The sequence below is a fragment of the Stenotrophomonas indicatrix genome (genome assembly GCF_002750975.1).
Classification (GTDB): domain Bacteria; phylum Pseudomonadota; class Gammaproteobacteria; order Xanthomonadales; family Xanthomonadaceae; genus Stenotrophomonas; species Stenotrophomonas indicatrix.
Genome location: NZ_PEJS01000001.1, coordinates 1,327,493 through 1,352,219, shown reverse-complemented (window position 1 = coordinate 1,352,219; position 24,727 = coordinate 1,327,493). Strand labels below are relative to the sequence as shown.

General features: G+C 66.4%; 24 protein-coding genes and 4 tRNA genes. 14 read left to right on the top strand and 14 right to left on the bottom strand.

Annotated features, from left to right (window positions below):
• Positions 1–64: 64 nt before the first annotated feature.
• The 8 genes from CR918_RS06345 to pcnB form a co-directional block, all read right to left on the bottom strand.
• Positions 65–1,024 carry a hypothetical protein gene (locus CR918_RS06345; protein WP_133119671.1) on the bottom strand — a complete coding sequence of 320 codons (960 nt, stop codon included), beginning with the start codon at positions 1,022–1,024 and terminating at the stop codon, positions 65–67.
• Positions 1,025–1,050: 26 nt separating this feature from the next.
• A complete protein-coding gene (gene pgi, locus CR918_RS06340) occupies positions 1,051–2,565 on the bottom strand; it encodes a glucose-6-phosphate isomerase (protein WP_099842270.1) in 1,515 nt (504 codons plus the stop codon).
• Positions 2,562–2,942, bottom strand: a complete 381-nt coding sequence (panD, locus tag CR918_RS06335) for an aspartate 1-decarboxylase (protein WP_004153087.1) — start codon at positions 2,940–2,942, stop codon at positions 2,562–2,564. Before panD ends, pgi begins: the two co-directional genes overlap by 4 nt.
• A gap of 87 nt (positions 2,943–3,029) precedes the next feature.
• Positions 3,030–3,524 carry a hypothetical protein gene (locus tag CR918_RS06330; RefSeq protein WP_033830829.1) on the bottom strand — a complete coding sequence of 165 codons (495 nt, stop codon included), beginning with the start codon at positions 3,522–3,524 and terminating at the stop codon, positions 3,030–3,032.
• Between the two features lie 72 nt (positions 3,525–3,596).
• The gene (gene panC / locus CR918_RS06325; RefSeq protein WP_032977891.1) at positions 3,597–4,436 is read right to left on the bottom strand and encodes a pantoate--beta-alanine ligase; all 840 of its coding nucleotides are present in this window, start codon (positions 4,434–4,436) and stop codon (positions 3,597–3,599) included.
• Complete coding sequence (gene panB / locus CR918_RS06320) at positions 4,433–5,248, bottom strand: 3-methyl-2-oxobutanoate hydroxymethyltransferase (RefSeq protein ID WP_025878796.1); 816 nt, start codon at positions 5,246–5,248, stop codon at positions 4,433–4,435. The genes panC and panB overlap by 4 nt, the downstream gene beginning before the upstream one ends.
• Positions 5,249–5,282: 34 nt before the next feature.
• On the bottom strand, positions 5,283–5,768 hold the full coding sequence (gene folK / locus CR918_RS06315) for a 2-amino-4-hydroxy-6-hydroxymethyldihydropteridine diphosphokinase (RefSeq protein WP_080149163.1): 486 nt from the start codon (positions 5,766–5,768) through the stop codon (positions 5,283–5,285).
• 3 nt (positions 5,769–5,771) lie between these two features.
• Positions 5,772–7,151 (bottom strand): polynucleotide adenylyltransferase PcnB, encoded by a 1,380-nt coding sequence (gene pcnB / locus CR918_RS06310; protein ID WP_033830828.1) that lies wholly within the window; start codon positions 7,149–7,151, stop codon positions 5,772–5,774.
• Between the two features lie 49 nt (positions 7,152–7,200).
• Between pcnB and CR918_RS06305 the strand changes: the two genes are divergently transcribed.
• Positions 7,201–7,275: transfer RNA gene (locus CR918_RS06305), tRNA-Glu, on the top strand.
• A 461-nt stretch (positions 7,276–7,736) separates the two neighbouring features.
• Here the strand turns inward: CR918_RS06305 and CR918_RS06300 are convergent.
• Positions 7,737–9,161, bottom strand: a complete 1,425-nt coding sequence (locus tag CR918_RS06300) for a sugar porter family MFS transporter (protein ID WP_099842269.1) — start codon at positions 9,159–9,161, stop codon at positions 7,737–7,739.
• A gap of 186 nt (positions 9,162–9,347) precedes the next feature.
• Here CR918_RS06300 and fdxA point away from each other — a divergent pair, with 186 nt between their 5' ends.
• Positions 9,348–9,671: a ferredoxin FdxA gene (gene fdxA / locus CR918_RS06295; protein WP_005409054.1), complete on the top strand. Its 324-nt coding sequence runs from the start codon at positions 9,348–9,350 to the stop codon at positions 9,669–9,671.
• A 475-nt stretch (positions 9,672–10,146) separates the two neighbouring features.
• On the opposite strand, the gene CR918_RS06290 is transcribed toward fdxA, so the two are convergent.
• Both CR918_RS06290 and dapA read right to left on the bottom strand, forming a co-directional pair.
• A complete protein-coding gene (locus CR918_RS06290; RefSeq protein ID WP_025879442.1) occupies positions 10,147–10,662 on the bottom strand; it encodes a hypothetical protein in 516 nt (171 codons plus the stop codon).
• A gap of 32 nt (positions 10,663–10,694) precedes the next feature.
• Positions 10,695–11,588: a 4-hydroxy-tetrahydrodipicolinate synthase gene (gene dapA, locus CR918_RS06285; RefSeq protein WP_099783591.1), complete on the bottom strand. Its 894-nt coding sequence runs from the start codon at positions 11,586–11,588 to the stop codon at positions 10,695–10,697.
• A gap of 164 nt (positions 11,589–11,752) precedes the next feature.
• Between dapA and CR918_RS06280 the strand changes: the two genes are divergently transcribed.
• The 10 genes from CR918_RS06280 (at position 11,753) to CR918_RS06235 (ending at position 17,914) form a co-directional block, all read left to right on the top strand.
• Positions 11,753–12,313 (top strand): glycine cleavage system transcriptional repressor, encoded by a 561-nt coding sequence (locus CR918_RS06280; protein ID WP_025879444.1) that lies wholly within the window; start codon positions 11,753–11,755, stop codon positions 12,311–12,313.
• A gap of 91 nt (positions 12,314–12,404) precedes the next feature.
• Positions 12,405–12,884 carry a peroxiredoxin gene (locus tag CR918_RS06275; RefSeq protein WP_032977901.1) on the top strand — a complete coding sequence of 160 codons (480 nt, stop codon included), beginning with the start codon at positions 12,405–12,407 and terminating at the stop codon, positions 12,882–12,884.
• Between the two features lie 84 nt (positions 12,885–12,968).
• A complete protein-coding gene (locus CR918_RS06270) occupies positions 12,969–14,369 on the top strand; it encodes a PhoH family protein (RefSeq protein WP_025879446.1) in 1,401 nt (466 codons plus the stop codon).
• Positions 14,366–14,872 carry a hypothetical protein gene (locus CR918_RS06265; protein ID WP_099842268.1) on the top strand — a complete coding sequence of 169 codons (507 nt, stop codon included), beginning with the start codon at positions 14,366–14,368 and terminating at the stop codon, positions 14,870–14,872. Before CR918_RS06270 ends, CR918_RS06265 begins: the two co-directional genes overlap by 4 nt.
• A 10-nt stretch (positions 14,873–14,882) precedes the next feature.
• Positions 14,883–15,551 carry a YoaK family protein gene (locus CR918_RS06260; protein WP_099842267.1) on the top strand — a complete coding sequence of 223 codons (669 nt, stop codon included), beginning with the start codon at positions 14,883–14,885 and terminating at the stop codon, positions 15,549–15,551.
• A gap of 319 nt (positions 15,552–15,870) precedes the next feature.
• Positions 15,871–16,680: a bifunctional hydroxymethylpyrimidine kinase/phosphomethylpyrimidine kinase gene (thiD, locus tag CR918_RS06255; protein WP_099842266.1), complete on the top strand. Its 810-nt coding sequence runs from the start codon at positions 15,871–15,873 to the stop codon at positions 16,678–16,680.
• Positions 16,677–17,603, top strand: a complete 927-nt coding sequence (locus CR918_RS06250) for an alpha/beta hydrolase family protein (RefSeq protein ID WP_099842265.1) — start codon at positions 16,677–16,679, stop codon at positions 17,601–17,603. Before thiD ends, CR918_RS06250 begins: the two co-directional genes overlap by 4 nt.
• Positions 17,594–17,670 (top strand) — tRNA-Arg (locus CR918_RS06245). The genes CR918_RS06250 and CR918_RS06245 overlap by 10 nt, the downstream gene beginning before the upstream one ends.
• Positions 17,671–17,728: 58 nt before the next feature.
• A tRNA-Arg gene (locus CR918_RS06240) sits at positions 17,729–17,805 on the top strand.
• A 32-nt stretch (positions 17,806–17,837) separates the two neighbouring features.
• A tRNA-Arg gene (locus CR918_RS06235) sits at positions 17,838–17,914 on the top strand.
• 619 nt (positions 17,915–18,533) lie between these two features.
• Here CR918_RS06235 and CR918_RS06230 read toward each other — a convergent pair.
• Positions 18,534–19,454, bottom strand: coding sequence for a LysR family transcriptional regulator (locus CR918_RS06230; protein WP_025878941.1), 921 nt, complete (start codon positions 19,452–19,454; stop codon positions 18,534–18,536).
• A 140-nt stretch (positions 19,455–19,594) separates the two neighbouring features.
• On the opposite strand from CR918_RS06230, the gene CR918_RS06225 reads away from it, so the two are divergent.
• Positions 19,595–20,296, top strand: a complete 702-nt coding sequence (locus tag CR918_RS06225) for a pirin family protein (protein WP_025878940.1) — start codon at positions 19,595–19,597, stop codon at positions 20,294–20,296.
• Between the two features lie 54 nt (positions 20,297–20,350).
• On the opposite strand, the gene CR918_RS06220 is transcribed toward CR918_RS06225, so the two are convergent.
• Both CR918_RS06220 and CR918_RS06215 read right to left on the bottom strand, forming a co-directional pair.
• Positions 20,351–22,546, bottom strand: a complete 2,196-nt coding sequence (locus CR918_RS06220; RefSeq protein ID WP_099842264.1) for a TonB-dependent siderophore receptor — start codon at positions 22,544–22,546, stop codon at positions 20,351–20,353.
• Between the two features lie 157 nt (positions 22,547–22,703).
• Positions 22,704–23,399 carry an alpha/beta hydrolase gene (locus CR918_RS06215; RefSeq protein WP_033830819.1) on the bottom strand — a complete coding sequence of 232 codons (696 nt, stop codon included), beginning with the start codon at positions 23,397–23,399 and terminating at the stop codon, positions 22,704–22,706.
• Between the two features lie 187 nt (positions 23,400–23,586).
• Here CR918_RS06215 and CR918_RS06210 point away from each other — a divergent pair, with 187 nt between their 5' ends.
• A complete protein-coding gene (locus CR918_RS06210; RefSeq protein WP_032976527.1) occupies positions 23,587–24,726 on the top strand; it encodes an MFS transporter in 1,140 nt (379 codons plus the stop codon).
• Position 24,727 lies beyond the last annotated feature (1 nt).

Here is a 24,727-nt window from a genome sequence, read left to right as displayed (position 1 = left end):
CCCGGCGCTACCGGCATGACGAAGGGTAGCGCCGGGCAATGCCCGGCGGCATTCCCCGCCCGCGTCAGCCCCTCAGCTGCGCCAGCAGCTCACGGGTCAGCGGATCATTGATCTGGACATCCTCGCCCTGCCTGGCCTCGGCGTCCACTTCTGCAACCCATTGATCCACCCCACCACGCATCAGATCTGCCCGACTGGGCAGGACGTCGCGCGCAGGGCTATACAGATCGAGCAGCAGTCGGTTGCGGGCCTCGACTGTCATGTCCGCGCCGCCAGACCGCTCGACGATGATGTCAGCCCGCGCCAGGCCCTGCTCATCCACGCACCGCTCGCCATGACGCAGCAGAACCAGCACCGGCACATCTGCGCCCTCCTGCACGGCGGCCTGCAGCCGGTCGTGTCCGTCCAGCACCACGTGTGCCTGCAGGCCACTGATCCACATCAGCAGCACCGGTGGCAGTGATCCTGCCCGGGCCTGCCTGGCCCAGGCCTTGACCCGCCCATCCGTGGCCAGTGACGGTGCCCGCAGCAGGACAGGAGGCAGGCATTCGCCGTGCGTCACGCTCGACCAGTCCAAGGTATCGACCGCCGGTCGGGCCAGCGCATCTGACGCGAGCGTGAGCGGCATCCGCGCACGCTCCAGGCCATGCAGCGTCGGCTGCAGCAGCCATTCGCCCTGTGCCAGCGGAGATCGATCCGAACGGGTAAGGGCCCGTGCGAAATGACGTGCCCACGCTGCGGCAGTCCGCACCGGATCATCCGAATGCAACGCCCGCGCCTCGGCAGCCGTGATCGGTGGAATGATCGCCGGCGAGGCCGGGGAGGCGCTGCGAAGCAGGTCCACGCCGAAGTAGTCGGGCTCCACCCTCGCCCACAACATGGGGCGTTCCTCGGTACCCACCCGTATGCGGTCCGGCGGGCAGACCGAAACCACAAGCGCAGGGCGCACGGGGGCCTGCACGGTCAGGTGCAGACCCGCCCACACCTCGGGCTGCCTTCGTCGAACGAGGTCGCGCCAGTGCATCGACGCACGCATCCGGCGCGCCGCGCTCAGCCCTTCAGCTGAGCCAGCAACTCACGGGTCAGCGGATCATTGATCTGGACATCCTCGCCCTGCAGGGCCGGCAGCAGGCCACTGGCCAGCTGCTTGCCCAGTTCGACACCGAACTGGTCGAAAGCGTTGATGTTCCAGATCACCGACTGCACGTACACCGCGTGCTCGTACATCGCGATCAAGGCGCCCAGCGCCTGCGGGGTGAGCGCGTCGAGCAGGATCATCGTGCTCGGGCGGCCGCCCGGGTAATCGCGGTGCGGATCGTCGCTGCCCTGGCCGTTGGCCAGTGCTTCGGTCTGCGCCAGCAGGTTGGCCATCAGCGCCTGGTGGTTGACCGTATACGGATCATCGTTGTGCACGCAGCCGATGAAATCGGCTGGGATGATGCTGGTGCCCTGGTGCAGCGCCTGGAAGAAGCTGTGCTGCACATCGGTGCCCGCACCGCCCCACCACACCGGCACGGTGTCGGTGGTGACCGGCTGGCCATCGCGCTGCACGCGCTTGCCCAGGCTTTCCATCACCAGCTGCTGCAGGTAGGCCGGCAGCAGCGCCAGGCGCTGGTCGTAGGTCATCACCGCATGCGTGGCGTAGCCCAGCAGATTGCGGTTCCAGATGTCGGTCAGGCCGTGCAGCACCGGCAGGTTGCGCTCCAACGGTGCGTCCAGCGCATGCGCATCCATCTGCGCGGCACCTTCCAGCAGCTGCTCGAAGCGCTCGAAGCCGATGGCCAGTGCGATCGGGAAACCGACGGCCGACCACAGCGAATAGCGGCCGCCCACCCAGTCCCACATCGGCAGCACGCGCTCGGCGGCAATGGCGAAGGCCTTGGCGGCGCGTTCCGGATTGGCGCTGACCGCGTACAGACGGTCGCTGCCGCCCAGCCAGTCATGCAGGATCTGGCCGTTGAGCAGGGTTTCCTGGGTACCAAAGGTCTTGGAAATGAGGATGCCGGCGGTCTTCGCCGGATCCAGCGTGGCCAGCGTGCGCTGCATGGCGGCGCCGTCCACGTTCGACACGAAATGCACGCGCAGGCGTGCGCCTGTGACCGGGCGCAGCGCATCGGCGACCAGTCGCGGGCCGAGATCGGAACCGCCAATGCCGACGCTGACCACATCGGTCACGCCGCTGTCTTCCAGCGCGCGCACCAGCACGCCCATGCGCTGGCGGATGCCGCGCGCGGTGGCATAGGCCTCGGCCGCCACCGGCGCATCGACTACATCACCGCGCAACGCGGTATGCAGCGCAGCGCGGCCTTCGGTCAGGTTGACCTGCTCGCCACGGAACAGGCGCGTGATGGCGCCGCCGACATCACGTTCGGCAGCCAGCGCCAACAGCGCCTGCAACGCTGCGGCATCGTATTTCTGCCGGGCGAAGTTGACATACAACGGACCGACCCGCAGCGCCAGGTCCTGTACACGGCCGGGTTCGGCGGCGAGCAGGCCGGGAATGCTTGCGCCCTTCAGGCGCTGGGCGTGGGAATGCAGCGAGTCGAATCCGTTGTTCGTTGTCATGCGGCCTGGGTCGGGATCGTGTCGTTGGTGTGGGAAATCTGGTTGTTGCCATCCACGTACACCAGCTTCGGCTTGAAGCTGTCGGCTTCCTGCTCGGTCATGCTGGCGAAGGCGGCAATGATGATGATGTCACCGACCTGCACGTGGCGCGCGGCGCCACCATTGAGCGAGACGACGCCGCTGCCGGCTTCGGCGCGGATCGCATAGGTCGAGAAGCGCGCACCGTTGGTCACGTCCCAGATGTGCACCTGCTCGAACTCACGGATGCCGGTGGCAGCCAGCAGGTTGTCATCGATGGCGATGGAGCCTTCGTAGTTCAGCTCGGAATGGGTGACGGTGGCGCGGTGGATCTTGGTCTTGAGCAGGGACAGGTGCATGGGGGCGCTGCAACGGCAAAGGAAAGAGCGGATTCTAGCACCCACGCGGCAACCGTCAGGTAGCGGCCGCAGGATGCTGAAGACCGTTCAGCCGGTGCGCTGCTGTGCGCCCGGCGATGGCGCCGCGGCACCGGCCAGCACGGCCCGGAACACGGCATGGAACGCCAGTCCGGCCATCAGGCCGAATCCGGCCGCCACCAGTACCGAGAAGGCATAGCTGGCCCAGTCGAAGTTGCCCGCAGAGGACAGCGGGCTCATCAGAGCGCCGCCAGAGCCGTCGGGCCAGGCACAAGTGGCCATGGCCAGCGCGCCCAGCCCTGCCCCGACCAGCGCGAACCACACCCAGCGCAGGCGGCCGGAAGACAGCAGGATCAGGCCCATCGGCAGCAGCACCGCCACGGCGTGGGCGAAGGCCAGCACGAACATCAATGCGGCCGCCAGCGCGGCCGTGGCCACTTCCTGGCCGAGACTGAGACCGGCGATCAGGCCACCGATCACCAGCGAAGGCAGCAGCGCGGCGGCGAACACCGCCAGGATCGCCGCCACGGCGCGGCGGCCGGGGCTGGCTGGAAACGAGGTCATATCGGCAGGTCATCCTTGCCCGGCGAACACGGGCGCCCACTGCGGGCGCCCTGCACAACCGCGCGGGGCGGTTCAGAACTCCAGGTTGTCGATCAACCGGGTGGTGCCCAGGCGCGCGGCGATCAGGGCCACGCGGCCGCCGCCATCGAAACTCGGCTCGGCCAGCTCCGGAGTGCGCAGTACCGCGTAATCCACCTGGAAGCCCGCTGCCTGCAGCGCAGCGACGGCGTCGGCCTCGATGCGTTCACGCGCATGCCCGGCCACATAGCCTTCGCGCATGCCCAGCAGGGTGCGGTGAAGGGTGGTCGCCAAGGGGCGCTGCTCGGCGCTGAGGTACTGGTTGCGCGAGCTCTTGGCCAGGCCATCCTCATCACGCACGATCTCGGCACCGACGATCTGGATCGGGAACGACAGCTCGGCCACCATCTGCTTGATGACCGCCAGCTGCTGGTAGTCCTTGCGGCCGAACACGGCCACATCCGGCTGTACCTGCAGGAACAGCCGCGCCACCACCGTGCACACGCCATCGAAATGGCCCGGGCGGCTGGCGCCTTCCAGTACCTCGCTGACGCCAGGCGCATGCATCTGCGTGGTCTTGTCCACGCCCAGCGGGTACATCGCTTCGACGCTGGGCAGCCACACCGCATCGCAGCCCACCTGCTCCAGCCCGGCTACATCGGCTTCGGGGGTGCGCGGATAGCGGCTGAAATCCTCGTTCGGCCCGAACTGTGTCGGGTTGACGAAGATGCTGGCCACCACCTTGTCGGCGTACTGCTTTGCCAGGGTGACCAGCGCGTGGTGCCCGCCGTGCAGGTTGCCCATGGTCGGCACCAGCGCCACGCGCAGGCCCTCGCCCTTCCACTGCGCGATCTGCGCGCGCAGCGCACCGAGTTCGTTGAAGGTCTGGATCATTGGGCGTACGCGTGTTCTTCGTCGGGGAAGCTGCCATCGCGCACGGCATCGGCGTAGGCACGGGTGGCGCCGGCCACCGAACCGCCTTCAGCCAGGAAGTCCTTGACGAACTTCGGGCGACGGTGGCCGCTGTCCAGACCGAGGAAATCGTGCAGCACCAGCACCTGGCCGTCGCACTGCGGACCGGCACCGATACCGATGGTCGGCACAGGCACTGCGGCGGTGACGGCGGCGGCAACCGGGGTCGGCACGCATTCGAGCACCATGATGCTGGCACCGGCTTCAGCCACGGCCTTGGCATCGTCCACCAGCTGGCGCGCGGCATCACCACGACCCTGGATCTTGAAGCCACCCAGGCGCAGCACCGACTGCGGGGTCAGGCCCAGGTGCGAACAGACCGGGATCTCGCGCTCGACCAGGTAGCGGATGATGTCGACCTTGAAGCCGGCGCCTTCGATCTTGACCATCTCCGCACCCGCCTGCAGCAGCTGCAGCGAAGCATCCAGCGCGCGTTCCGGGGTGGCATCGGCGCCGAACGGCAGGTCGGCGATCAGCAGCGCACGCTGCAGCACGCGGGCGACTGCGCGGGTGTGATAGACCATGTCGGCGACGGTCACCGGCAGGGTCGAATCGTGCCCCTGCACGACCATGCCCAGCGAATCGCCGATCAGGATCAGGTCGACGCCATTGGCATCGAAGGTGCGGGCGAAGCCTGCGTCGTAGGCGGTCAACATGACCAGCTTCTGGCCATTGCGCTTGGCCTCGGCCAGGGCGGGAACGGTCCAGGGCTTGCTGTCTGCGTGGGTGCTCATGTGCTGATAACCGGGGGAGATAACCCGGGCATTATCACCCTAACGGCGCGATCCCGCAGGCATCCACCCGCATCACTGCATCCCGTACGCGACCGTGGCCGGGAATGGCCAGATCGGCGGCGATTTCGGCCAATGGCACCAACACGAACGCACGCTCGTGCAGGTAGGGATGCGGCACCTTCAGCTCGGGCAGGTCCAGCACCTGCTCGCCGAACAGCAGCAGATCCAGATCCAGCGCACGCGGCCCCCAGTGCACGGCGGGATCACGTACGCGGCCGAAGCGCTGCTCCAGCGCGAGCATGGCCTGCAGCAGCTCGACGGCGGGCAGATCGGTGTCGACCGAGGCCACTGCGTTGACGAACGGTGGCTGGTCCTCGTTGCCCCATGCCGGCGTCGCGTACAACCGCGAGGCCTGCCTCAGCCGGGTTCCGGGCAGCTCGTCCAGCGCGGCAATGGCCGCGCGGACGGTGTTGGCTGCGTCGCCAAGATTGGCGCCCAGCCCGATCCAGGCACCGGTCATGGATTACTCGGCAGCACCGGCAGCTGCGCCATCGGGACGACGACGGCGACGACGACGCTTGCGCGGCGCTCCACCCTCCTCATCGCCGGCATCGCTGTGCAGGGAATCCAGCGACGAATCCAGCTCATGCCCGGACTGCGCCTGCGCTTCGCGCCAGAACGCGACGTCGGCTTCGTGCTCTGCCGATGCCACCTGGCGCAGGGCCAGGAAATCGAAGGCGGCACGGAAACGGGGGTGGCTGAGCGTGCGCATCACGCGCTTGCGCTGGCGCGAACTGAAGCGCGCCTGCAGCAGCCAGATCTCCTGCATCGGCAGCGAGAAACGGCGCGGCAATGCAATGGTGCTCAGCTGCTGCACGGTGACACGGTCGGCGGCACGACGCTGTGCCTCTTCCGGTGCCACGCCCTGCTTGAGCAGCGTTGCCTGTGCGCGGCAATACGCCGGCCACAGGAGCAGCGCGAACAGGAACGCCGGCGACACGGGCTCGTCATTGGCCACGCGTGCATCGGTGTTGGCCAGGCCCTCGACCAGCATGCGACGCAGCGCGCCGGTGCGGTTCGACTTCAGCGCCTTGGCGCTTTCCGGGAACAGCACGTCGAACAGGCCGTAGCGTTCCAGTCCTTCGAAGCTGGCAACGCCATGCCCGGACAGGAACAGCTTCAGGACTTCCTCGAACAGACGCGCCGGTGCGGCTTCGTTGAGCAGGCCGGCCAGCTGCGGGATCGGTGCGGCGGTTCCCTCTTCGATCTGGAAGCCGAGCTTGGCCGCCAGGCGGACCGCACGCAGCATGCGCACCGGGTCTTCCTGGTAACGCTGCACCGGGTCGCCGATGAGCTTCATCAGGCGTGCCTGCACGTCTTCGAAGCCGCCGGTGTAGTCACGCACCGAGAAGTCCTCGATGGCGTAATACAGGGCATTGCAGGTGAAGTCGCGGCGGATGGCGTCGTCTTCGATGCTGCCGTACACGTTGTCGCGCACGAGCATGCCGTTTTCCATCTCGCGGTCGCCGCTGCCGTCATCGATGTTGGCACGGAAGGTGGCGACTTCGATGATCTCGCGGCCGAACACAACATGGGCCAGGCGGAAACGGCGGCCGATCAGGCGGCAGTTGCGGAACAACTGCTTGACCTGTTCGGGCGTGGCATCGGTGGCCACGTCGAAATCCTTGGGTTGGCCATTGACCAGCAGATCGCGCACCGCGCCGCCGACAAGGTAGGCGCCGAAGCCGGCATCGCGCAGTCGATAAAGCACGCGCAAAGCGTTCGGGCTGATGTCCTTGCGGGAGATCGTGTGCTGGTCGCGCGGGATGACGCGCAGGCTGAACGGTGATGTAGCAGAGGAAATGATGTTGGCGCTTCCGGTTGAAGTTTCGGGATTGCCCAATGGCATCGAGGTGCATATACTAGCGCTCCTGCACCGGCAGCGACACACTGCTCCCTTCGTCTAGTGGTTAGGACGTGGCCCTCTCAAGGCTAAAACAGGGGTTCGAGTCCCCTAGGGAGCACCAGTCGCCGCAGCAGGAACCGAAAAAGCCCGCCTTGTGCGGGCTTTTCTGTTTTCCGGAATCGTGTCGCCGACTGGGCTGGTCGCTTGAGCGCCTCCTTGTTCCTGCGAGGGAGGGGGCGGGCCACCCTGTCCTGGACACGCAAAAGCCCATCCATGGTGCTCGATGGCGCCATCCATGGCGCCAACGGTCCAGGACAGGGTGGCCCGCCCCCTCCTGACAATTCCCGCGCCGGCGGCAAGATCAAGAACAGCCTCGCTCCTCCGAAGCAGATCAGCCCGGACGCGCTTGCGTGTGTCCGCCACCCGCGATCTGTCGAAAGGCGGCAGGCCAGCCGCTCCAGGGCCGTTGGCGCCATGGATGGCGCCATCGAGCCCCCATGGATGGGTATACGGCGTGTCCTGGAGCGGCTGGCCTGCCGCCTCCCCTCGGAACAGGGAGGCGCTGAAATTCAGGCCAAGCCATCAGCCTTCCATCTGCTCCAGCTCTTTGCCCTTGGTCTCGCGCACGTAGCGGACGACGAAGATGATCGAGAGGATCGCGGCCACGGTGTAGATGCCGTACGCACCGGCCAGGCCGATGCCGGCCAGCAGCATCGGGAAGGTCACGGTGATCGCGAAATTCGACGTCCACTGCGCCGCACCGGCCACGGCCAACGCCGGGCCGCGGATCTGGTTCGGGAACATCTCGCCCAGCATCACCCACATCACCGGGCCCCACGACATGTTGAAGAACACCACATAGACGTTGGCCGCTACCAGCGCCAGCCGCCCCATGCCGTCGGACAGCTGCAGGCGCCCCTCGGCCAGGCTGCCGCTGGCGAAGGCCACCACCATCAGCACCAGGGCCACCGACATACCGACCGAACCGACCCACAGCAGCGGCTTGCGGCCGATGCGATCGATCAGCATCACCGTCAGCAGGCAGGCGCCGATGCTCAGCGCACCGGACAGGACGTTGATCAGCAGCGCATCGCTTTCCGAGAAACCCACCGCCTGCCACAGCACCGCGCCGTAATAGAACACCACATTGATGCCGACCAGCTGCTGGAACATCGCCAGGCCGATGCCGACCCAGACGATGGGGCGCAGCTTGCCGGTGGCCTTGTTGAGCAGGTCGCCGAATCGCGGCTTGTGCTGGTCCTGGGACAGGCTGGCTTCGATCTCGGCCTGCTTGTTCACCGCGGCACGTTCGCCGTACAACCGGCCAAGCACCGCCCTCGCCTGCGCCTGCCGGCCCTTCATCACCAGGAAGCGCGGGCTTTCCGGGATCACCAGCAACAACAGCAGGAACAGCAGCGACGGCAGTGCCTGCATCCAGAACATCCAGCGCCAGGCTTCCTGCCCCAGCCAGAGCGGCTCGGTCGACGCACCCGCCGCACGGGCCAGCAGATAGTTGCTGAGGAACGCTGCGAACAGGCCGCAGATGATCGCCATCTGCTGCACGGTCGCCAGCCGGCCGCGATAGCGCGCAGAGGCGACTTCGGCGATGTAGGCCGGCGACATCACGCTGGCCGCACCGACAGCGAACCCGCCGAGCACGCGTGCGCAGACGAACAACCAGGAGGCATGTGCAGCGCCGGCGCCCAGCGCCGACACCAGGAACATCACGGCCGCCACGATCAGCACGCCGCGACGTCCCAGCCGATCGCCAAGCCAACCGGCCACGAACGCCCCGATCGCGCACCCCAGCAGCATCGAGGCGACCTCGAAGCCGAGCGCGGCCTCGCTGGAGTTGAAGGCCTGGCGCAGGCCATCGACGGTGCCATTGATGACGCCACTATCGAAGCCGAACAGGAACCCGCCGAGGGTGGCGGCGCAACTGATCAGGACGATGAAGGCAGTGTTCTCACCGCCGTTGGAGGCGGCACCGGGCTGGACTGGCGACATGAAGGATCCTGCAGGGAAGGGAGCCGACCGAAGCGGGCCGGCGGCCCTGGCAGCGTCGCACAGGGCGGGCACGCCGCCAAATGGGCCTCCGGGCCGCCCATCCGCCCCACTTTCACACGGCAACCGACACCGGGGGCCAACCTGTTCTAGAATTGGCAGGTTCAGAAAGCGATTCGCCCTCTACCCATGCCATTTGTCGTCACCGAAAACTGCATCAAGTGCAAACACACCGATTGCGTGGAAGTGTGTCCCGTGGATTGCTTCCACGAAGGCCCGAACTTCCTGGTGATCGACCCGGACGAGTGCATTGACTGCACCCTCTGCGAACCCGAGTGCCCGGTCAACGCGATCTTCCCGGAAGACGATGTTCCCGCCGGCCAGGAAGGTTTCGTCGCCCTCAATGCAGAACTGGCGAAGGAATGGCCGGTGCTGACCGTGCGCAAGGACCCGCCGGCCGACGCCGGTGAGTGGGATGGCAAGCCGGACAAGCTGAAGCTGCTGGAGCGCTGAGGCGCAGGCACCATGGCCGTGGTAGCTGCCAACCTTGGTTGGCGCAAAGGCGCGACCAAGGTCGGCCCCTACCACAACGGGTACCAACCAGCAGGCAATGAAAAGGGCGCCCAGGGCGCCCTTTTCCGTTCTGGCCCTGGTAGCTGCCAACCTTGGTTGGCACAAAAGCGCCGACCAAGGTCGGCCTCCACCACGGCAGGTGCGAACCAGCGGGCAATGAAAAGGGCGCCCAAGGCGCCCTTTCCTGTTCTGGCCCTGGTAGCTGCCAACCTTGGTTGGCACAAAAGCGCCGACCAAGGTCGGCCTCCACCACGGCAGGTGCGAACCAGCGGGCAATGAAAAGGGCGCCCAAGGCGCCCTTTTCTGTTCTGGCCCTGGTAGCTGCCAACCTTGGTTGGGACAAAGTCGCCGACCAGGGTCGGCCTCTACCACGGCAGGTGCGAACCAGCAGGGTCCGCACCCGCCCAACCGGCCATTACGGGGCCAGCTTGGCCTTCAGCGCGGCAATCAGCTTCACCGGGGCTTCGGCGGTGGCCGGCAGGCCACGCGGGTCGACCGCGGAGATGTAGGCGCCGGCGTCGACGGCGACCACGCGGACCAGGAAGTTGCTGCCTTCATAGGCCACGTCGTACGAACCCAGCAGCTGCGCGCGGGTAGCGATGGTCAGGCCTTCCACGCCTTCCAGCGCGGTACCGACCTTGGCGAAGGCTTCATCCTTGCTGCCGGCAATGGTGAAACCGGTGGCGCTGACGGCGGGGGCAGCGGCGGCCGGGGTGGCCGGCTTGGTCGCCGAGCTCAGGGTCGGCACCTGGTTGTTGCCGGCGCCTGCCGGCAGGTTCAGGTCCGGCGGCACTTCCAGCGGACGCACTTCCGGGGCCAGAGCGTAGTCGCCCTTGACGCCACGCTTGAAGCAACCGGTGGTGCCGGCTGCGGTGGCCACGGCAAGGAGCGCGAAGGACAGCACGCGGACGGCGGAAACGGATTGGCGCATGTGAATCTCCTGGATCAGACCAAGACGGAAGGTCAGTGGCTGGAAAGGGCTTCGAGGGCGGCGATATCGCCGGCGAGATGGTCGGCGGCAGGCGCGTGTGCGGCCGAAAGCGGCAGCAGCGGCAGGCGCAGATCGTGACCGATGCCGATCCGACGCAACAGCGCCTTGACCGGAATCGGGTTGGATTCGACACCGCAGAAGTCATGGAACGGCTGCAGGCGAGCGTCCCAGGATTCAACGGCTTCGTGGTCGCGGGCAGCGGCCAGGTCGCACATCCGGCGATAGGCGCCGGGCAGCACGTTGGAACCGACCGAGATCAGACCGTCCATGCCGGCCTGGATCGAACGTGCGGCCGTGCCGTCATCGCCGGTGAGCACGGCAAAGGTCGAGCTGCGCAGGTCCAGCAGTGCCCGCACGCGGCCGGTGTCGCCCACCGCTTCCTTGATGCCGACGATGTTCGGATGGCTGGCGAGCTCGGCCACGGTCTCCGGCAGCATGTCGCAGCCGGTGCGGCCAGGCACGTTGTACAGCACCACCGGCACTCCGGCCTGGTCGGCGACCGCGCGGTAATGCGCGATCAGGCCAGCCTGGGTCGGCCGCACGTACGGCGGGGTGACCACCAGCGCGTGGGTGGCGCCAAGCGCGGCAGCACGGCGGGTCTGTTCGATGGTTTTGGCGGTGCCGGACAGGCCGGTACCGGCCAGGACCGGAACGCGGCCGGCAATGCGTTCGACCGCGCTGGCCAGCAGCTGGTCGTACTCCGCATCGGACAGGGTGGCTGCCTCGCCGGTGGAGCCGGCAACGACAACGCCTTGGACGCCGCCCTCCAGCTGCAGGTGCAGCAGGCGCTGCCAACCGTCGGGGTCGAGTGCGCCGTCGGCCCGGAAGGGGGTCGCCAGCGCGGTGATGAGGCCGGAAAGGGACAAGGACGTGCTGCTCTTGGCTGGGGAGGGAAAACGTCCGCCACGGAAGGGCGCGGGCGTTCTGAATGTTACTTGCGGCGCGAAAGCACGGGCAAGTATGCTGGACACCGGTGGATCCCCGCCTCTGGCGGGCATTCAGACTAACGCATGCATTACCCGGAATCGCCTTGACCGACACCACCCCGCGCCCAGCGCCGAGCGAAAACCACCTCCTGATCAACGCCTATACGACGCATCCGGAGTCCCCCCTGTTGTCCGTCACCCGCCGCATCGCCGACAGCGGGTGCAATCTGGTGGATGCACGCCTGGCCACCGTGGGCCGCGATGTCTCGGTGACCGCGCTGGCCACCGGCTCCTGGGATTCGGTCGCCAAGCTGGAAGCGATGCTGACCCGGCTCGAGCGCGAGGAAGGCCTGAAGCTGGTGTGGTATCGCACCGAAGCCAAGCAGGCGCAGTCCAACCTGCTGCCGTACATCGTCGAGGTGATCGCCGCCGACAAGCCGGGCATCCTGTTCCAGCTGGCCGATTTCTTCGACCGCCAGGGCATCACCATCGAGACCCTGCAGAGCACGCGCTACCGCGCCATGCAGACCGGTGCGGAAATGTTCAGCGCACAGGTCACCATCGGCGTGCCGGCCAACATGCATATCGCCGCCCTGCGCGATGATTTCCTCGAGTTCTGCGACCACTTGAACCTGGACGCGATCATGGACCCGATGAAGTTCTGATTGAAACCCTGATTCTTCGCGCGCTCCTCACGGGCGCGTGGCGTTTCATGCAATTGTCGTAGAAAGAACCCAGGCTCGACAGAAGGACCTCATGAACAACGGCGATACCCTGGACAGCACCACCCTCTCCCTGCCGCTGGCGCTGTCCGGCGGCGCCCAGGCCACCCTCGGCGATTACGCCGGCCAGTGGCTGGTGCTGTACTTCTACCCCAAGGACAGCACCCCGGGCTGCACCACCGAGGGCATCGACTTCAACGCACTGTTGCCCGACTTCAGGAAAGCGGGCGCGGTCGTGCTTGGCGTCTCGCGCGACTCGGTGAAGTCCCACGACAACTTCTGTGCCAAGCAGGGCTTCGCGTTCCCGCTGGTCAGTGATGCCGACGAAGCGCTGTGCAGCGCCTTCGACGTGATCAAGATGAAGAACATGTACGGCAAGCAGGTACGTGGCATCGAGCGCAGCACCTTCCTGATTTCCCCCGACAGCCGCATCGTGCAGTCATGGCGCAAGGTCAAGGTCGCCGGCCATGCCGACGCCGTCCTCGCCGAACTGAAGGCCAATCAGTCCAAGTGAGTCCCATCGCCCACTTTGTCCGCCACCACCCTGCCCTGCAGCAGGCCGTGGTGGTTTTTCCCTGTCCGTAACCAGGAACCGATGATGACCCGAGGCAAGCGCATCTACGTGCTGGATACCAACGTGCTGATGCACGATCCCACCGCGCTGTTCAAATTCGAGGAGCACGATGTCTACCTGCCCATGCAGGTGATCGAGGAGCTGGACAACGGCAAGAAGGGCACGACCGAAGCGAGCCGCAATGCCCGCCAGGTCAGCCGCTTCCTCAACGAGCTGGTGCAGGCTTCGGGCCTGGACAACCTGGCCGAGGGCATTCCGCTGCAGCGGCCGCAGGGCCTGCAGCTGCGCGGCAAGCAGAGCGTGGGCCTGCTGCGCTTCCAGACCAGCCATTTCGACGCGGGCAAGAGCTTTGGCAAGGTCATCCCGGACAACGCCATCCTCGGCGCGATCCTGGCGCTGAAGGAAGAAACGCCGGAGATCCCGGTGGTGTTCGTTTCCAAGGACATCAACCTGCGCATCAAGGCGGCCATCGCCGGCATCGTCTCGGAAGACTACGAGAACGACCGCGCGCTGGACGATTTCAGCCTGCTCTACACCGGCGCCACCGAGCTGCCGGAAGACTTCTGGAAGCGCCACGGCGAGGATCTGCGCAGCTGGAGCGACAAGGGCCGCACGCACTACGAAATCCTCGCCCAGGACGGCGAAGAGTGGTACCCGAACCAGTACGTGTACCTGCCGGGCGAAGACGAAGTCGAGCTGCGCGTCAGCAGGATCGTCGGCGATGGCAAGGTGGTGTTGTCGCTGGTCGATGACTTCCGCCACGGCAGCCATGCCGTGTGGGGCATCAGCGCGCGCAACCGCGAGCAGAACTTCGCACTCAACGCACTGATGGATCCGGAGATCGACTTCGTCACCCTGCTCGGTACCGCCGGCACCGGCAAGACCCTGCTGGCACTGGCCGCCGGCCTGGCGCAGACGATGGACCAACAGCGCTACCGCGAGATCATCATGACCCGCGCCACCGTCAGCGTCGGCGAGGACATCGGCTTCCTGCCCGGTACCGAGGAAGAGAAGATGACGCCGTGGATGGGCGCGCTGACCGACAACCTGGAAGTGCTGACGCACAACCAGGAAGGCGGCACCTGGGGCCGCCAGGCCACCAATGACCTGCTCGCCAGCCGCATCAAGATCCGCTCGATGAACTTCATGCGCGGCCGTACGTTCCTGTCGCGTTACCTGATCCTGGACGAGGCGCAGAACCTGACCCCCAAGCAGATGAAGACGCTGATCACCCGTGCCGGCCCCGGCACCAAGATCGTCTGCCTGGGCAACGTCGAACAGATCGACACCCCGTACCTGACCGAAACCACGTCGGGCCTGACCTACGCCGTGGACCGCTTCAAGAACTGGCCGCACAGCGCGCACATCACGCTGCGTCGCGGTGAACGCTCGCGGCTGGCCGATTACGCCTCGGAGGTGTTGTGAACCGCTGCACCCGTCTGCTGCTGCCATCGCTGGCGGTCGCCATTGCCACGCTGCTCGGTGCCTGCGCGACCACGCAGGGACCGGCCAGCGTGCCGACCACAGAACGCAGTGGCCAGTCCTGGGTGGTCACCCGCCCGATCATCGCCGCGCAGGTGCTCGACACCTGCTCGCGCCCCAGCCCCGGCCGCGAGGCCGGGCGGGTCAGCGGCTACTGGGCACCGAGCCGGCAGCAGGTGGACCAGCTGGAAGCGAAGCTGGCATCGCTGGAAGCGCAGGTGCCACACGTGCTGGATTTCGATCGCCAGTACGTCGGCATCGAGCTGGACGGAAAGCAGGTGATCTACATCAACGCGTTCCATCTGCCTGAAGACAACAGCCTGCGGCCCGCCCGCGAGGCGGTGCGGGTCTGCGATGGCGGCGCGCAGTTCTGGGGCGCGGTCTTCGACCCGACCAGCGGGACCTTCAGCGAGCTGCAGTTCAACGGCGGCTTCGGCGGGCCCTGAGGGGCCTGCCATGGGAATCCGCCTGCCCACCTGGGTCTGGATCGGCGCGGTCGCCCTGTCGTGCGTGGCCGGCATGGTCAATGTGGTTGGCTTCCTCGGTTTTGAACACCAGGCGGTCAGCCACATGACCGGCAGCACCAGCCAGCTCGGCATGGCACTGGCGCAAGGTGACTGGCGCGCGGTCGGCCATTTGTGGGGTCTGCTGATCGCGTTTTCGCTGGGCGCGATGGTCAGCGGACTGCTGATCCAGGACAGCGCACTGCAGCTCGGCCGGCACTACGGCGTGGCGCTGGCATTGGAATCGCTGTTGCTGCTGGCGGCCATTCCGCTGTTCAAGCAGCATCAGATATGGGGCGCATTGGCGGCCGCGATGGCCTGCGGACTGCAGAATGCGATGGCCACCACCTTCAGTGGTGCCGTCGTACGCACCACTCATCTCAGCGGCATGTTCACCGATCTCGGCATCGGCCTGGGCCACCTGCTGCGCGGACTGCCGCTGCAGGTACGACGCCTGACCCTGAGCGGCCTGATCATCAGCGGCTTCCTTGCTGGCGGCGTGATCGGCGCCTGGCTGTTCGTGCGCTGGCAGTACGACGCCCTGCTGGCCCCTGCCCTGCTGACCGGCCTGACCGGCCTGGGCTATGTGTCCTACCAGCAGTGGGCACGCTGGCGGCGTTGAGCATGGCGTCATCCACGCATGGCGTGGATCTACGTTGTCCATCCGATCTTTTCCGCGATATCCACGCATGGCGTGGATCTACTGACCGTCACCAGGAAGCTATCGAAGGCGGGGCGGTGTCGGATTGCGGGGTGTCCGCGCCATGGATGGCGCGGCCAAGCCTACAAGGACGTACTTGCGGCGTCCCCGCAATCCGACACCGCCCCGCCTCCCCCGCAGAAATCCAGAGCCGCTGTTGCTGTTGCCCCGGCTTCTGCCGGTGCCGGGCGCAGCCCGGCAGGCACTACCCCCTGGCAAGGCAGCACGGCACAATCGCTGCATGAGCCCGACCACCCCTGTTTCCGCCCTGACCATCGCTGGCTCCGACTCCGGCGGCGGCGCCGGCATCCAGGCTGACCTGAAGGCCTTCGCCGCGCATCGCGTGCATGGGCTGTCGGTGATTGCCGCACTGACCGCGCAGAACACCCGCGGCGTCCGCGCCGTGCACGTGCCACCGATCGACTTCCTGCGCGCGCAGATCGAAGCCTGCTTCGACGACTTCGACATCCACGCGGTGAAGCTGGGCATGCTGGCCAACGCCGAGGTGATCCACGCGGTGGCCGATGCACTGGAACGCCATCGACCACCGCACGTGGTGCTCGACCCGGTGATGGTGGCCACCAGCGGTGCGCGCCTGCTGGAGGACAGCGCGCTGCAGGCAATGCGCCAACGGCTGCTGCCACTGGCCACCCTGGCCACCCCCAATGCACCCGAAGCGGAGCTGCTGGTCGGCCGCAGCATCGCCAATGGCAACGACGCAGAGCGGGCCGCCGCCTCGCTCCTTGATCTGGGCGCCGGTGCAGTGCTGCTGAAGGGCGGGCACCTGCACGAAGGCAACCGCGTGGTCGACCGCTACTTCGACGGCGTCAGCAGCGAAGAATTCATCCATGCCCGCCTGCCACTGGATGCGCATGGCACGGGCTGCACGCTGGCCTCGGCCATCGCCGCGCAGCTCTGCAACGGGCTGAGCCTGGCCAATGCCTGCGAAGCCGGCATCGACTACGTAGCGCGCGGATTGCAGCAGGGCTATGCGCCCGGTCGCAGCGAGGTGCTGGTACTGGACCACTTCGGCGCGGCGCCCCACGCATGAGCGATTCGCTACGCGCGCTCACTGTGAACAGCGGCGATGGCCACCGTTTCGACGTGATCGCCTGCGTGCCCGCACAGCCGCTGGCACGGCTGTTGTGGCTGCCGGCGCTGGGCGTGGCCGCGCGCCACTACGTACCACTGGCGCAGGCACTTGCAGCCAGGGGCGTGGCGGTCTACCTGCACGAATGGCGTGGCAATGGCAGCAGTTCGCTGCGCCCGTCGCGCAGCCAGGATTGGGGCTACCGGCAGATTCTCGACCACGATCTGCCGGCCAGCCAGGCCCTGCTCGCCGATGCCGATGACGCGCAGGAGGTACTGCCATGGATCATCGGTGGCCACAGCCTGGGCGGGCAGCTGGCCTGCGTGCACGCCGGACGACGGCCACAGGCGTTCGATCGATTGTGGCTGGCCGCCAGCGGCACACCGTTCTGGCGCACGTTCCCGCCACCACGCGGTTGGCTGCTGCCACTGATCTATCGCTTCCTGCCGTGGATCGCGCGGCGCCAGGGCGTGCTGCACGGGCGCCGGCTGGGTTTCGGCGGCACCGAAGCACGCGGACTGATCGCCGACTGGGCACGCGTAGGGCTGAGCAATCACTATGCCGCCGCAGGCATGGACGAGGACCTGGATGCGCAGATGGCGCGCGTGCACGGCAGTGCGCAGGCGGTGCTGATGGAAGACGATTGGCTGGCGCCAAGCGGATCAATGCAGGCGCTGCTGGCGAAACTGCCGAATGTCGCCTCGGAATTACGCGTGCTTTCTGCGCAGGAGCTGGGTACGCAGGCCGATCACTTCGCGTGGATGAAACACCCGGAGGCTGTCGCAGAGGCGTTTTTCATTCAGTTGGGTGAAAATTTTCACAAAAGCGTTGACGACTCGCGCCGACATCCGCATAATTCCGCTCCTGTCGCAGGGCGCCCGTAGCTCAGTTGGATAGAGTACCTGGCTACGAACCAGGCGGTCGGGAGTTCGAATCTCTCCGGGCGCACCACTCGACAGACCTTCAGCATCCGCCGCTGGAAGTGCAGTAAAATTTGATTGTGTACCGCGCGCCCGTAGCTCAGTTGGATAGAGTACCTGGCTACGAACCAGGCGGTCGGGAGTTCGAATCTCTCCGGGCGCACCACACACGATCAACACAACAAGTTTATGTAATTGGCGCCCGTAGCTCAGTTGGATAGAGTACCTGGCTACGAACCAGGCGGTCGGGAGTTCGAATCTCTCCGGGCGCACCATTACACCGAAACAGCAGGCCTCGGCCTGCTGTTTTTTTATGTGTGTTTTTCGGCAGGGCTGCGCCCTGCACCTGCAGAAGCCACTGCGCAAGCGACAGCAACAGCTGGCATTCCGTGGGATGGCGGGGCGGTATGGATAGGCAGGACACGCCGTAAACCCATCCATGGGGGCTCGATGGCGCCATCCATGGCGCCAACGGTCCTGCCTACCCATACCGCCCCGCCCCTGACAGATCACCGCGATCTGCGGTAGATCCACGCCGTGCGTGGATGACTCCTTTGAATTCGAATATTTCGACAGTTGAACGAAGGACATCCATGCCTGGCGTGGATCTACGTGTCGACCAAGGTCGACACCCACCAAGAGCAGGCCAAGCCATTCCGGCAGATCGCGAAAATCTGTCGAAGGCGGGGGGGGGCCGGTTGCGGGAGTGTCCGCGGCATGGATGCCGCGGCCAAGCCCCCATGGACGGGTTTACGGCGTCTCCCGCAACCGGACCCACCCCGCCTCCCCACAGGAAACCAGCTTCTGCTGTTGCTGTTGCTGTTGCTGTTGCTGTTGAGGTTGCCGGCCAGCGGCCGGCACTACTGCAGGTGCAGGGCGCAGCCCTGCCGAACCCTACCCCTCTGCCATCGCCTGCCACCATTGCGCCAGCAGCTCCGGCCGCCGCAGACGCTCGCGCCACCAGCGCAGGGCCGCGCCATCCTCGCCGGTGCGCCAGGCCAACCAGAAGGTCTCTTCCGGCTTGTGCTCCTCGACCTCGCGGATCACCAGCTGGCCGCGCGCCACCGCCGCGCGCGCGCAGGGCTCGGGCAGGAAGCCGAATCCCAGCCCCTGACACTGCAGCTTCAACTTGCTGGCCATGTCCGGCACGGTCAACGTCTCCTGGCCCATCAACAGGCCCACCGTTCGTGGCAGCAGCCGCCGCGCCGAGTCGGACACGGCGATCGCGCAATACGGCGCCAACTGCTCGCGGCCCAGCACACCCGGTACGGACGCCAGCGGATGCCCGGGCGCCACCGCAAACACAAAATCAACGCTGCCCAGTGGCTCGACCACGTAGCCCCCGCCACTGGGACCCTCACCGGGAGCCGCGACCAACAGGTCGGCGCGCCGGTCCAGCAGCGCTTCCCAGGTACCGGACAGTGCTTCGCCAAACAGGCGCAGCCGGGTAGGCGCCGCCACCTCGCGGAACGCGGCGATATCCGGCCCCAGCAGCCAGGTCGGGAACACCGAATCCACCGCCAGGGTCAATTCCGCCTCCCAGCCCGAGGCCACCCGCCGCACCCGCAGCTCGAGCTCCCGGGCCGCACGCAGCAGGTGCCTGCCCTCCTCCAGCAGCGCGCGCCCGGCCTCGGTCGGCTCCGCCCGCGGGCCGATCCGGTCGAACAGCTGCACCCCCAGATCCTCTTCCAGCTTGGCCACGGTGTAGGAAATGGTCGAAGGCACCTTGTGCAGGGCCTTGCCGGCGCCGGCAAAGGAGCCTCGGCGGTCGATCGCATCCAGGATCTGCAGGGCATCGAGGCTGAGCTTGAGCATTCGAAATTTTCGATGATGGCTGTCAAAACTATCCGTTTTTCAAACCCAAGGTGCAAGCGGATACTTCTCTTCAACGGGGAAACACAGCGGCTACCCGCCCACCCCGCCCCATCGAAACCATCGAACAAGGAGATTCCATCATGCTGCAGATCCGCAAGAGCGCTACCCGTGGCCTGGCCGAGCATGGCTGGCTGTCCTCGCGCCATACCTTCTCGTTCGCCAGCTACTACGACCCCCGCTATGTGAGCTTCGGCCCGCTGCGGGTCATCAACGAAGACAAGGTGATCGGCGGCCAGGGTTTCGGCACCCACAGCCACAGCAACATGGAGATCGTCTCCTACGTGCTGGGCGGCGCGCTGGAACACAAGGACTCGATGGGCACCGGTTCGGTGCTGCGCTACGGCGACGTGCAGCGCATGAGCGCAGGCAGCGGCGTCAGCCACAGCGAGTTCAATCATTCGGCCAGCGATCCGGTGCATTTCCTGCAGATCTGGATCTTCCCGGAGGCCGAGAACATCGCGCCGTCGTATGAGGAGACCCACTTCACGCCGGAGAGCAAGCGCGGCCAGCTGCGCCTGATCGCCTCGCCGGATGGCGCCGATGGTTCGCTGCACATCCATCAGGATGCGCGCATCTTCGCCACCATCCTCGATGGCGAGCAGAAGCTGCACCACGCCCTGGCTGCCGGCCGCGGCGCGTATGTGCAGGTGGCGCGTGGCCAGCTGCAGGTCAATGGCATCACCCTGGAAGCGGGTGACGCACTGCAGGTCAGCGACGAGGCACAGCTGACCCTGGAAAACGGCAACGACGCCGAAGTGCTGGTGTTCGACCTGAAGCTGTAACCAGCATGCCCGCGATGCCATCCGGCATCGCGGGCATGTCCTGTTGCAACGCGATCAGAACTTGTACGTCACTGCCAGCCGCACGTTGCGCGGCTCGCCCCAGGTGTAGGTGCTGTACCAGCTGAAGATCGTGTAATAGCGCTTGTCCAGCAGGTTGTTGACGTTGACCGTGGCCGACAGGCGATCGTTGAACTGGTACCGGGCCATGGCATCCAGCAGCCAGTACGGCTGGGTGCGATGAACCACCGACGTGCCACTGGCCGGGTTGGTGATGTCGCCGAACGTGGAGTCCTGCCAGCGCGCACCGCCACCGACAGTCAGGCCCTGCCAGTCGCCGCGCAGGCGGTAGCTGGTGTGCAGGCTGAACTGGTTTTCCGGCTCCAGCGTGGTCACCTTGCTGCCGGCCTGGCGGGCGATCTTGTGCGCAAAGCCGCCCTGCACCTGCCAGCCCTCGGCCAACTGCCCGGACATCTCCAGTTCGTAGCCCTTGGTGCGTACGCCCATCAGTGCGCGATAGGCATCTTCTCCGTTGGGCGTTTTGCCGCCTGTAGGCTGGGCGAAATTGTCCTGGTCGAGCTGGAACAGTGCCGCGCTGGCATTGAAGCGGCCATCGAGGAACTCCGCCTTCAGGCCCATTTCATAGCTGCGGCCTTCCAGCGGATCCAGTGCCTTGCCCTGTTCGTCGCGTTCGCTGTGCGGCTTGAAGATGGTGCTGTAGCTGGCGTAGACCGAATAGTGCTGGCCAAGGTCGTAGACCACGCCGGCATAAGGCACGAACACGCCGGTCTCGCGCGTCTGCGGCGAACGGTAGCTGGCCAGGCGGCTGCCGACGATCACCTTCAACGGGTCGGCCACGTCGAAGCGACCGACCACGTACAGGCCGTTCTCGCGGGTCACCTCATTGTTGCCATAACCGCGCTGCCATTCCGGCTCCGGGATGTCGCCCTTCCAGCTGTTGTAGTCGGCAACGGCGGTCGGGTACCCGGGCTGCGGCGAATAGCCGGTGTTGGTCCAGCGCTTGCGCGAGGCACTGCCGCCGACCACCAGTTCATGCTGGCGACCGAACAGGCCGAAATTGCCGCTCAGATAGAAGTCGGCCGCGTTGCTGACCGTCTTGCCGACGTACTTGCCCAGCCACAACGAGACGCCTTCGCCGGTGACCGGATCGGGATTGCCACCGGCCGCACCGGCCAGTGCCGCATCGTAGCCGTTGACCTGATGGTTGAGCTGCAGCTTGGCTACCCAGTCGTTGTCGAAGGTATGTTCCAGCGTGGCAAAGCCGGTGCGCACGTATTGGCGCCAACCGCTCCAGTGGGTGCCGTTGTTGAACGAGCGCGGCATGTCGTTGAAATTGCCCTGGCTGTCCAGCAGCGGAATACCGCCCCAGGTCGAGCCCTTGGGATCGCTCTCCAGCACGTCGCCACCGACTGTCAGCAGCGTGCGTTCGCCCAGATCGGCTTCCAGCACGGCATAGCCGACCTTGCTGGTGCGCTGGTAGAAATCCAGATTGGAATGCTTGTCCTGCCAGGCACCTACCGCGCGCCCGCGCACGCGGCCATCGGCGGTCAACGGTCCGCCGACATCGACTTCGGCACGGTAGTCGTCCCAGCGGCCGACCCCCAGCGTCGCACTGCCAGCAAATTCCTTGCCCGGCTTCTTGCGCACCAGGTTGATGGTCGCGCCGGGGTCGCCCATGCCGGTCAGCAGGCCGGTGGCGCCCTTGAGCACTTCGATGCGGTCGTAGATCGCGGTATCGCTGAGCGTATTGCCGGCCGAGTACGCCGAGTCGCGTGACATCGGAATGCCGTCGTACTGGAAGTTCTGCACGGCAAAACCACGTGCGTAGTACTCGGTGCGCTCACTGTCGTAGGTGACGATGCTGATGCCCGGGGTCACCCGCATCACGTCATCGATGCCATCCAGACCGAAGTCGTCCATCTGCGCACGGGTGATCACGCTGATGGTCTGCGGGGTCTGCCGAGGGGTCAGCACCAGGCGGGTGGCGGTGGCGATGGTACCCGGCGTGTACGCGCCGCTGCCCTCGGTGATGGTGCCCAGCTGGTTGGCGGTGACCTGTACGGTCTGCAGCGTCTGCGAGGGCGTCTTGCCCTCTTCTTCAGCCGGCGCCGATTGCGCCGAGGCGGCGCCGGCAGTGGCCAGTGTGGTCAGCAGAAGACCATTGGCAAGGGCCTTCGCCAATGGGCGGCGACGCAGGGACAGCACGGAAAAACGAACAGGCACAGACGACACGACGGGACCTCCACGAAGGGGTGGGATCCTCTGGCGGCGGCTCGAGGGGAAGGGGGAAATGCGGCCAAGGGCGGCCGGCGCAGGAGTTTACTCTCCTGCGCCCCCGCTGTCGTGGGGTGGCGCCAGTGCCTGACCTGGGACTGCTGCCTGGCGATAGTCAGCCGTCGACGGCAGCCACGGCCTCCAGGATCAGTGCTGCCACTTCGGAGGGATGCGAGGCCAGCGAGGCATGGCTTGCCTCCAGCTGCAGCAGGCGCTTGGGCTGCATGCGTTCGGCCATGGCCTTCTGGTTCTGTGGCGCGATCATCCGGTCCTGGCTGGAAAGCTGGTACCAGCTCGGCTTGTGCTTCCACGCCGGATCGCTGATCGCATCGCCGAAGGTGCTGGCCAGCGGCGCCTTCTGGGTCACCGCCATCACCCAGCCTTCGTCGGCGCTGAGGTCCTGGCAGAAGCTCTCATGGAACTTGTCGGCACGCAGCCACAGATAGCCATCGCTGTCCGGGGCGAGGTTCGGCGCCGCTTCGGGCAGGTGCTGCTGGGTGATGCCACCGGGGCTCTCACCACTGTCCGGCGCAAATGCGGCGATGTAGACCAGCGCCTGCACATTCGGCTGGTTGCCGGCTTCGGTGATCACCGCGCCCCCGTAGGAGTGCCCGACCAGTACGACCGGGCCATCGATCTGGCGGATCATCCTGCGCGTCCGCTCTGCGTCGTTGACCAGCGAGGTCAGCGGCAGTTCGACCGCCTTCACCTGGTCGTGGCCCTTGCGGTGCAGCTCCAGGATGACCTTGCCCCAGTGTGCGGCCCCGCCCCAGAACCCATGGACGAGGAGGATGGTCGGTGTGGTGCTCATGCGCTGATCTCCGGCGGCGGCCGGGCGGAATGCCGACCGTCGGGCTACTCTCCACTGATGGCGTTAATCAACGGTGACGCATCCGGACCACTGCATTCGTATGCGTCGCCCGATGTCATCCATGGCACTTGCCGATGGCTTCTGAAAACGTTTTCATGAAGGCGATCCTCTGGAGCCTTCCTCGCGCATGACGCCCTCTTCTCCCCGCGCCCAGCAGCACGCGACCCGCGCTGCGTTCTTCATTCCCGGCTTTGCCACCGCTGCCTGGGCACCGATGGTGCCCTTCGCCAAGGCCAAGGCCGGGTTGTCCGACGCCAGCCTGGGCGGGCTGCTGCTGTGCCTTGGCCTCGGCTCGCTGCTGGCGATGCCACTGGCCGGTGCGTTGACCGCGCGCCTGGGCTCGCGCCGCTTGATGATCGCGACCACGGCCTTGATCCTGCTCGCCCTGCCACTGCTGACGCTCGCCCCCACGCCGCTGGCACTGGGAGCAACGCTGTTCGTCTTCGGTGCGGGTGTGGGGGCGATGGACTGCACGATGAACATGCAGGCGGTGGCCGTCGAGCGCGATGCAGGGCGGCCGATGATGTCCGGCTTCCACGCGTTCTACAGCATCGGCGGCTTCATCGGCGCCGGCTGCATGACCGGCCTGCTGGTTCTCGGCACGCCCCTGTGGCTGGCGTCATTGGTTGCCGTGGCGGCGATGCTGCTGGTGGCCCTGTTGTCGGCACCGCACTGGCGCCCGCAGCGCATTCTGCATGACGGCCCGATGCTGGCCCTGCCGCACGGCGTGGTGCTGTTCATCAGCGTGCTCGCCTTCGTGGTGTTCCTGGCCGAGGGTTCGATGCTGGACTGGAGCGCGGTGTTCCTGGCCGAAATACGCCACGTGCCGCGCGACCAGGCCGGTGCCGGTTTTGCCGTGTTCACGCTGGCGATGACGGCGATGCGCCTGTTCGGCGATGGCATCGTCGAGCGCCTCGGCCGAACCCGTACCATCGTCATTGGCGGCATCACCGCTGCGGCCGGTTTCGCGCTGGCCACGCTGGTGCCCTCCTTCGCCATGGCGCTGGTTGGCTACGTGCTGGTGGGCCTGGGCTGCGCCAACATCGTGCCCGCCCTGTTCTCGATGGCGGGCCAGCAGCGCGCGATGCCGGAGAGCATTGCGATCACCGCAGTCACCACGCTGGGCTATGCCGGCATTCTTGCAGGCCCCGCAGCGATCGGCGCGCTCGCCCATGCCACCAGCCTGGGCTTTGCCTTCCTGTGCGTGGCAGCGATGCTGCTGGGTGTAGCGGCATCTGCACGTTCGCTGGCCCGCCGCCTGCCCTGAA

Excerpts from the sequence above, each read along its gene's own strand:
- panD (WP_004153087.1), bottom strand. The coding sequence starts at position 2,942 with ATGCACCTGTCCCTGCTCAAGACCAAGATCCACCGCGCCACCGTCACC.
- CR918_RS06260 (WP_099842267.1), top strand. The coding sequence starts at position 14,883 with ATGGGAATCCGCCTGCCCACCTGGGTCTGGATCGGCGCGGTCGCCCTG.
- pgi (WP_099842270.1), bottom strand. The coding sequence starts at position 2,565 with ATGACAACGAACAACGGATTCGACTCGCTGCATTCCCACGCCCAGCGC.
- CR918_RS06300 (WP_099842269.1), bottom strand. The coding sequence starts at position 9,161 with ATGTCGCCAGTCCAGCCCGGTGCCGCCTCCAACGGCGGTGAGAACACT.
- CR918_RS06250 (WP_099842265.1), top strand. The coding sequence starts at position 16,677 with ATGAGCGATTCGCTACGCGCGCTCACTGTGAACAGCGGCGATGGCCAC.
- folK (WP_080149163.1), bottom strand. The coding sequence starts at position 5,768 with ATGACCGGTGCCTGGATCGGGCTGGGCGCCAATCTTGGCGACGCAGCC.
- panC (WP_032977891.1), bottom strand. The coding sequence starts at position 4,436 with ATGATCCAGACCTTCAACGAACTCGGTGCGCTGCGCGCGCAGATCGCG.
- CR918_RS06210 (WP_032976527.1), top strand. The coding sequence starts at position 23,587 with ATGACGCCCTCTTCTCCCCGCGCCCAGCAGCACGCGACCCGCGCTGCG.
- fdxA (WP_005409054.1), top strand. The coding sequence starts at position 9,348 with ATGCCATTTGTCGTCACCGAAAACTGCATCAAGTGCAAACACACCGAT.
- CR918_RS06330 (WP_033830829.1), bottom strand. The coding sequence starts at position 3,524 with ATGACCTCGTTTCCAGCCAGCCCCGGCCGCCGCGCCGTGGCGGCGATC.
- CR918_RS06225 (WP_025878940.1), top strand. The coding sequence starts at position 19,595 with ATGCTGCAGATCCGCAAGAGCGCTACCCGTGGCCTGGCCGAGCATGGC.
- thiD (WP_099842266.1), top strand. The coding sequence starts at position 15,871 with ATGAGCCCGACCACCCCTGTTTCCGCCCTGACCATCGCTGGCTCCGAC.
- CR918_RS06215 (WP_033830819.1), bottom strand. The coding sequence starts at position 23,399 with ATGAGCACCACACCGACCATCCTCCTCGTCCATGGGTTCTGGGGCGGG.
- CR918_RS06290 (WP_025879442.1), bottom strand. The coding sequence starts at position 10,662 with ATGCGCCAATCCGTTTCCGCCGTCCGCGTGCTGTCCTTCGCGCTCCTT.
- CR918_RS06275 (WP_032977901.1), top strand. The coding sequence starts at position 12,405 with ATGAACAACGGCGATACCCTGGACAGCACCACCCTCTCCCTGCCGCTG.
- CR918_RS06270 (WP_025879446.1), top strand. The coding sequence starts at position 12,969 with ATGACCCGAGGCAAGCGCATCTACGTGCTGGATACCAACGTGCTGATG.
- panB (WP_025878796.1), bottom strand. The coding sequence starts at position 5,248 with ATGAGCACCCACGCAGACAGCAAGCCCTGGACCGTTCCCGCCCTGGCC.
- CR918_RS06230 (WP_025878941.1), bottom strand. The coding sequence starts at position 19,454 with ATGCTCAAGCTCAGCCTCGATGCCCTGCAGATCCTGGATGCGATCGAC.
- CR918_RS06345 (WP_133119671.1), bottom strand. The coding sequence starts at position 1,024 with ATGCACTGGCGCGACCTCGTTCGACGAAGGCAGCCCGAGGTGTGGGCG.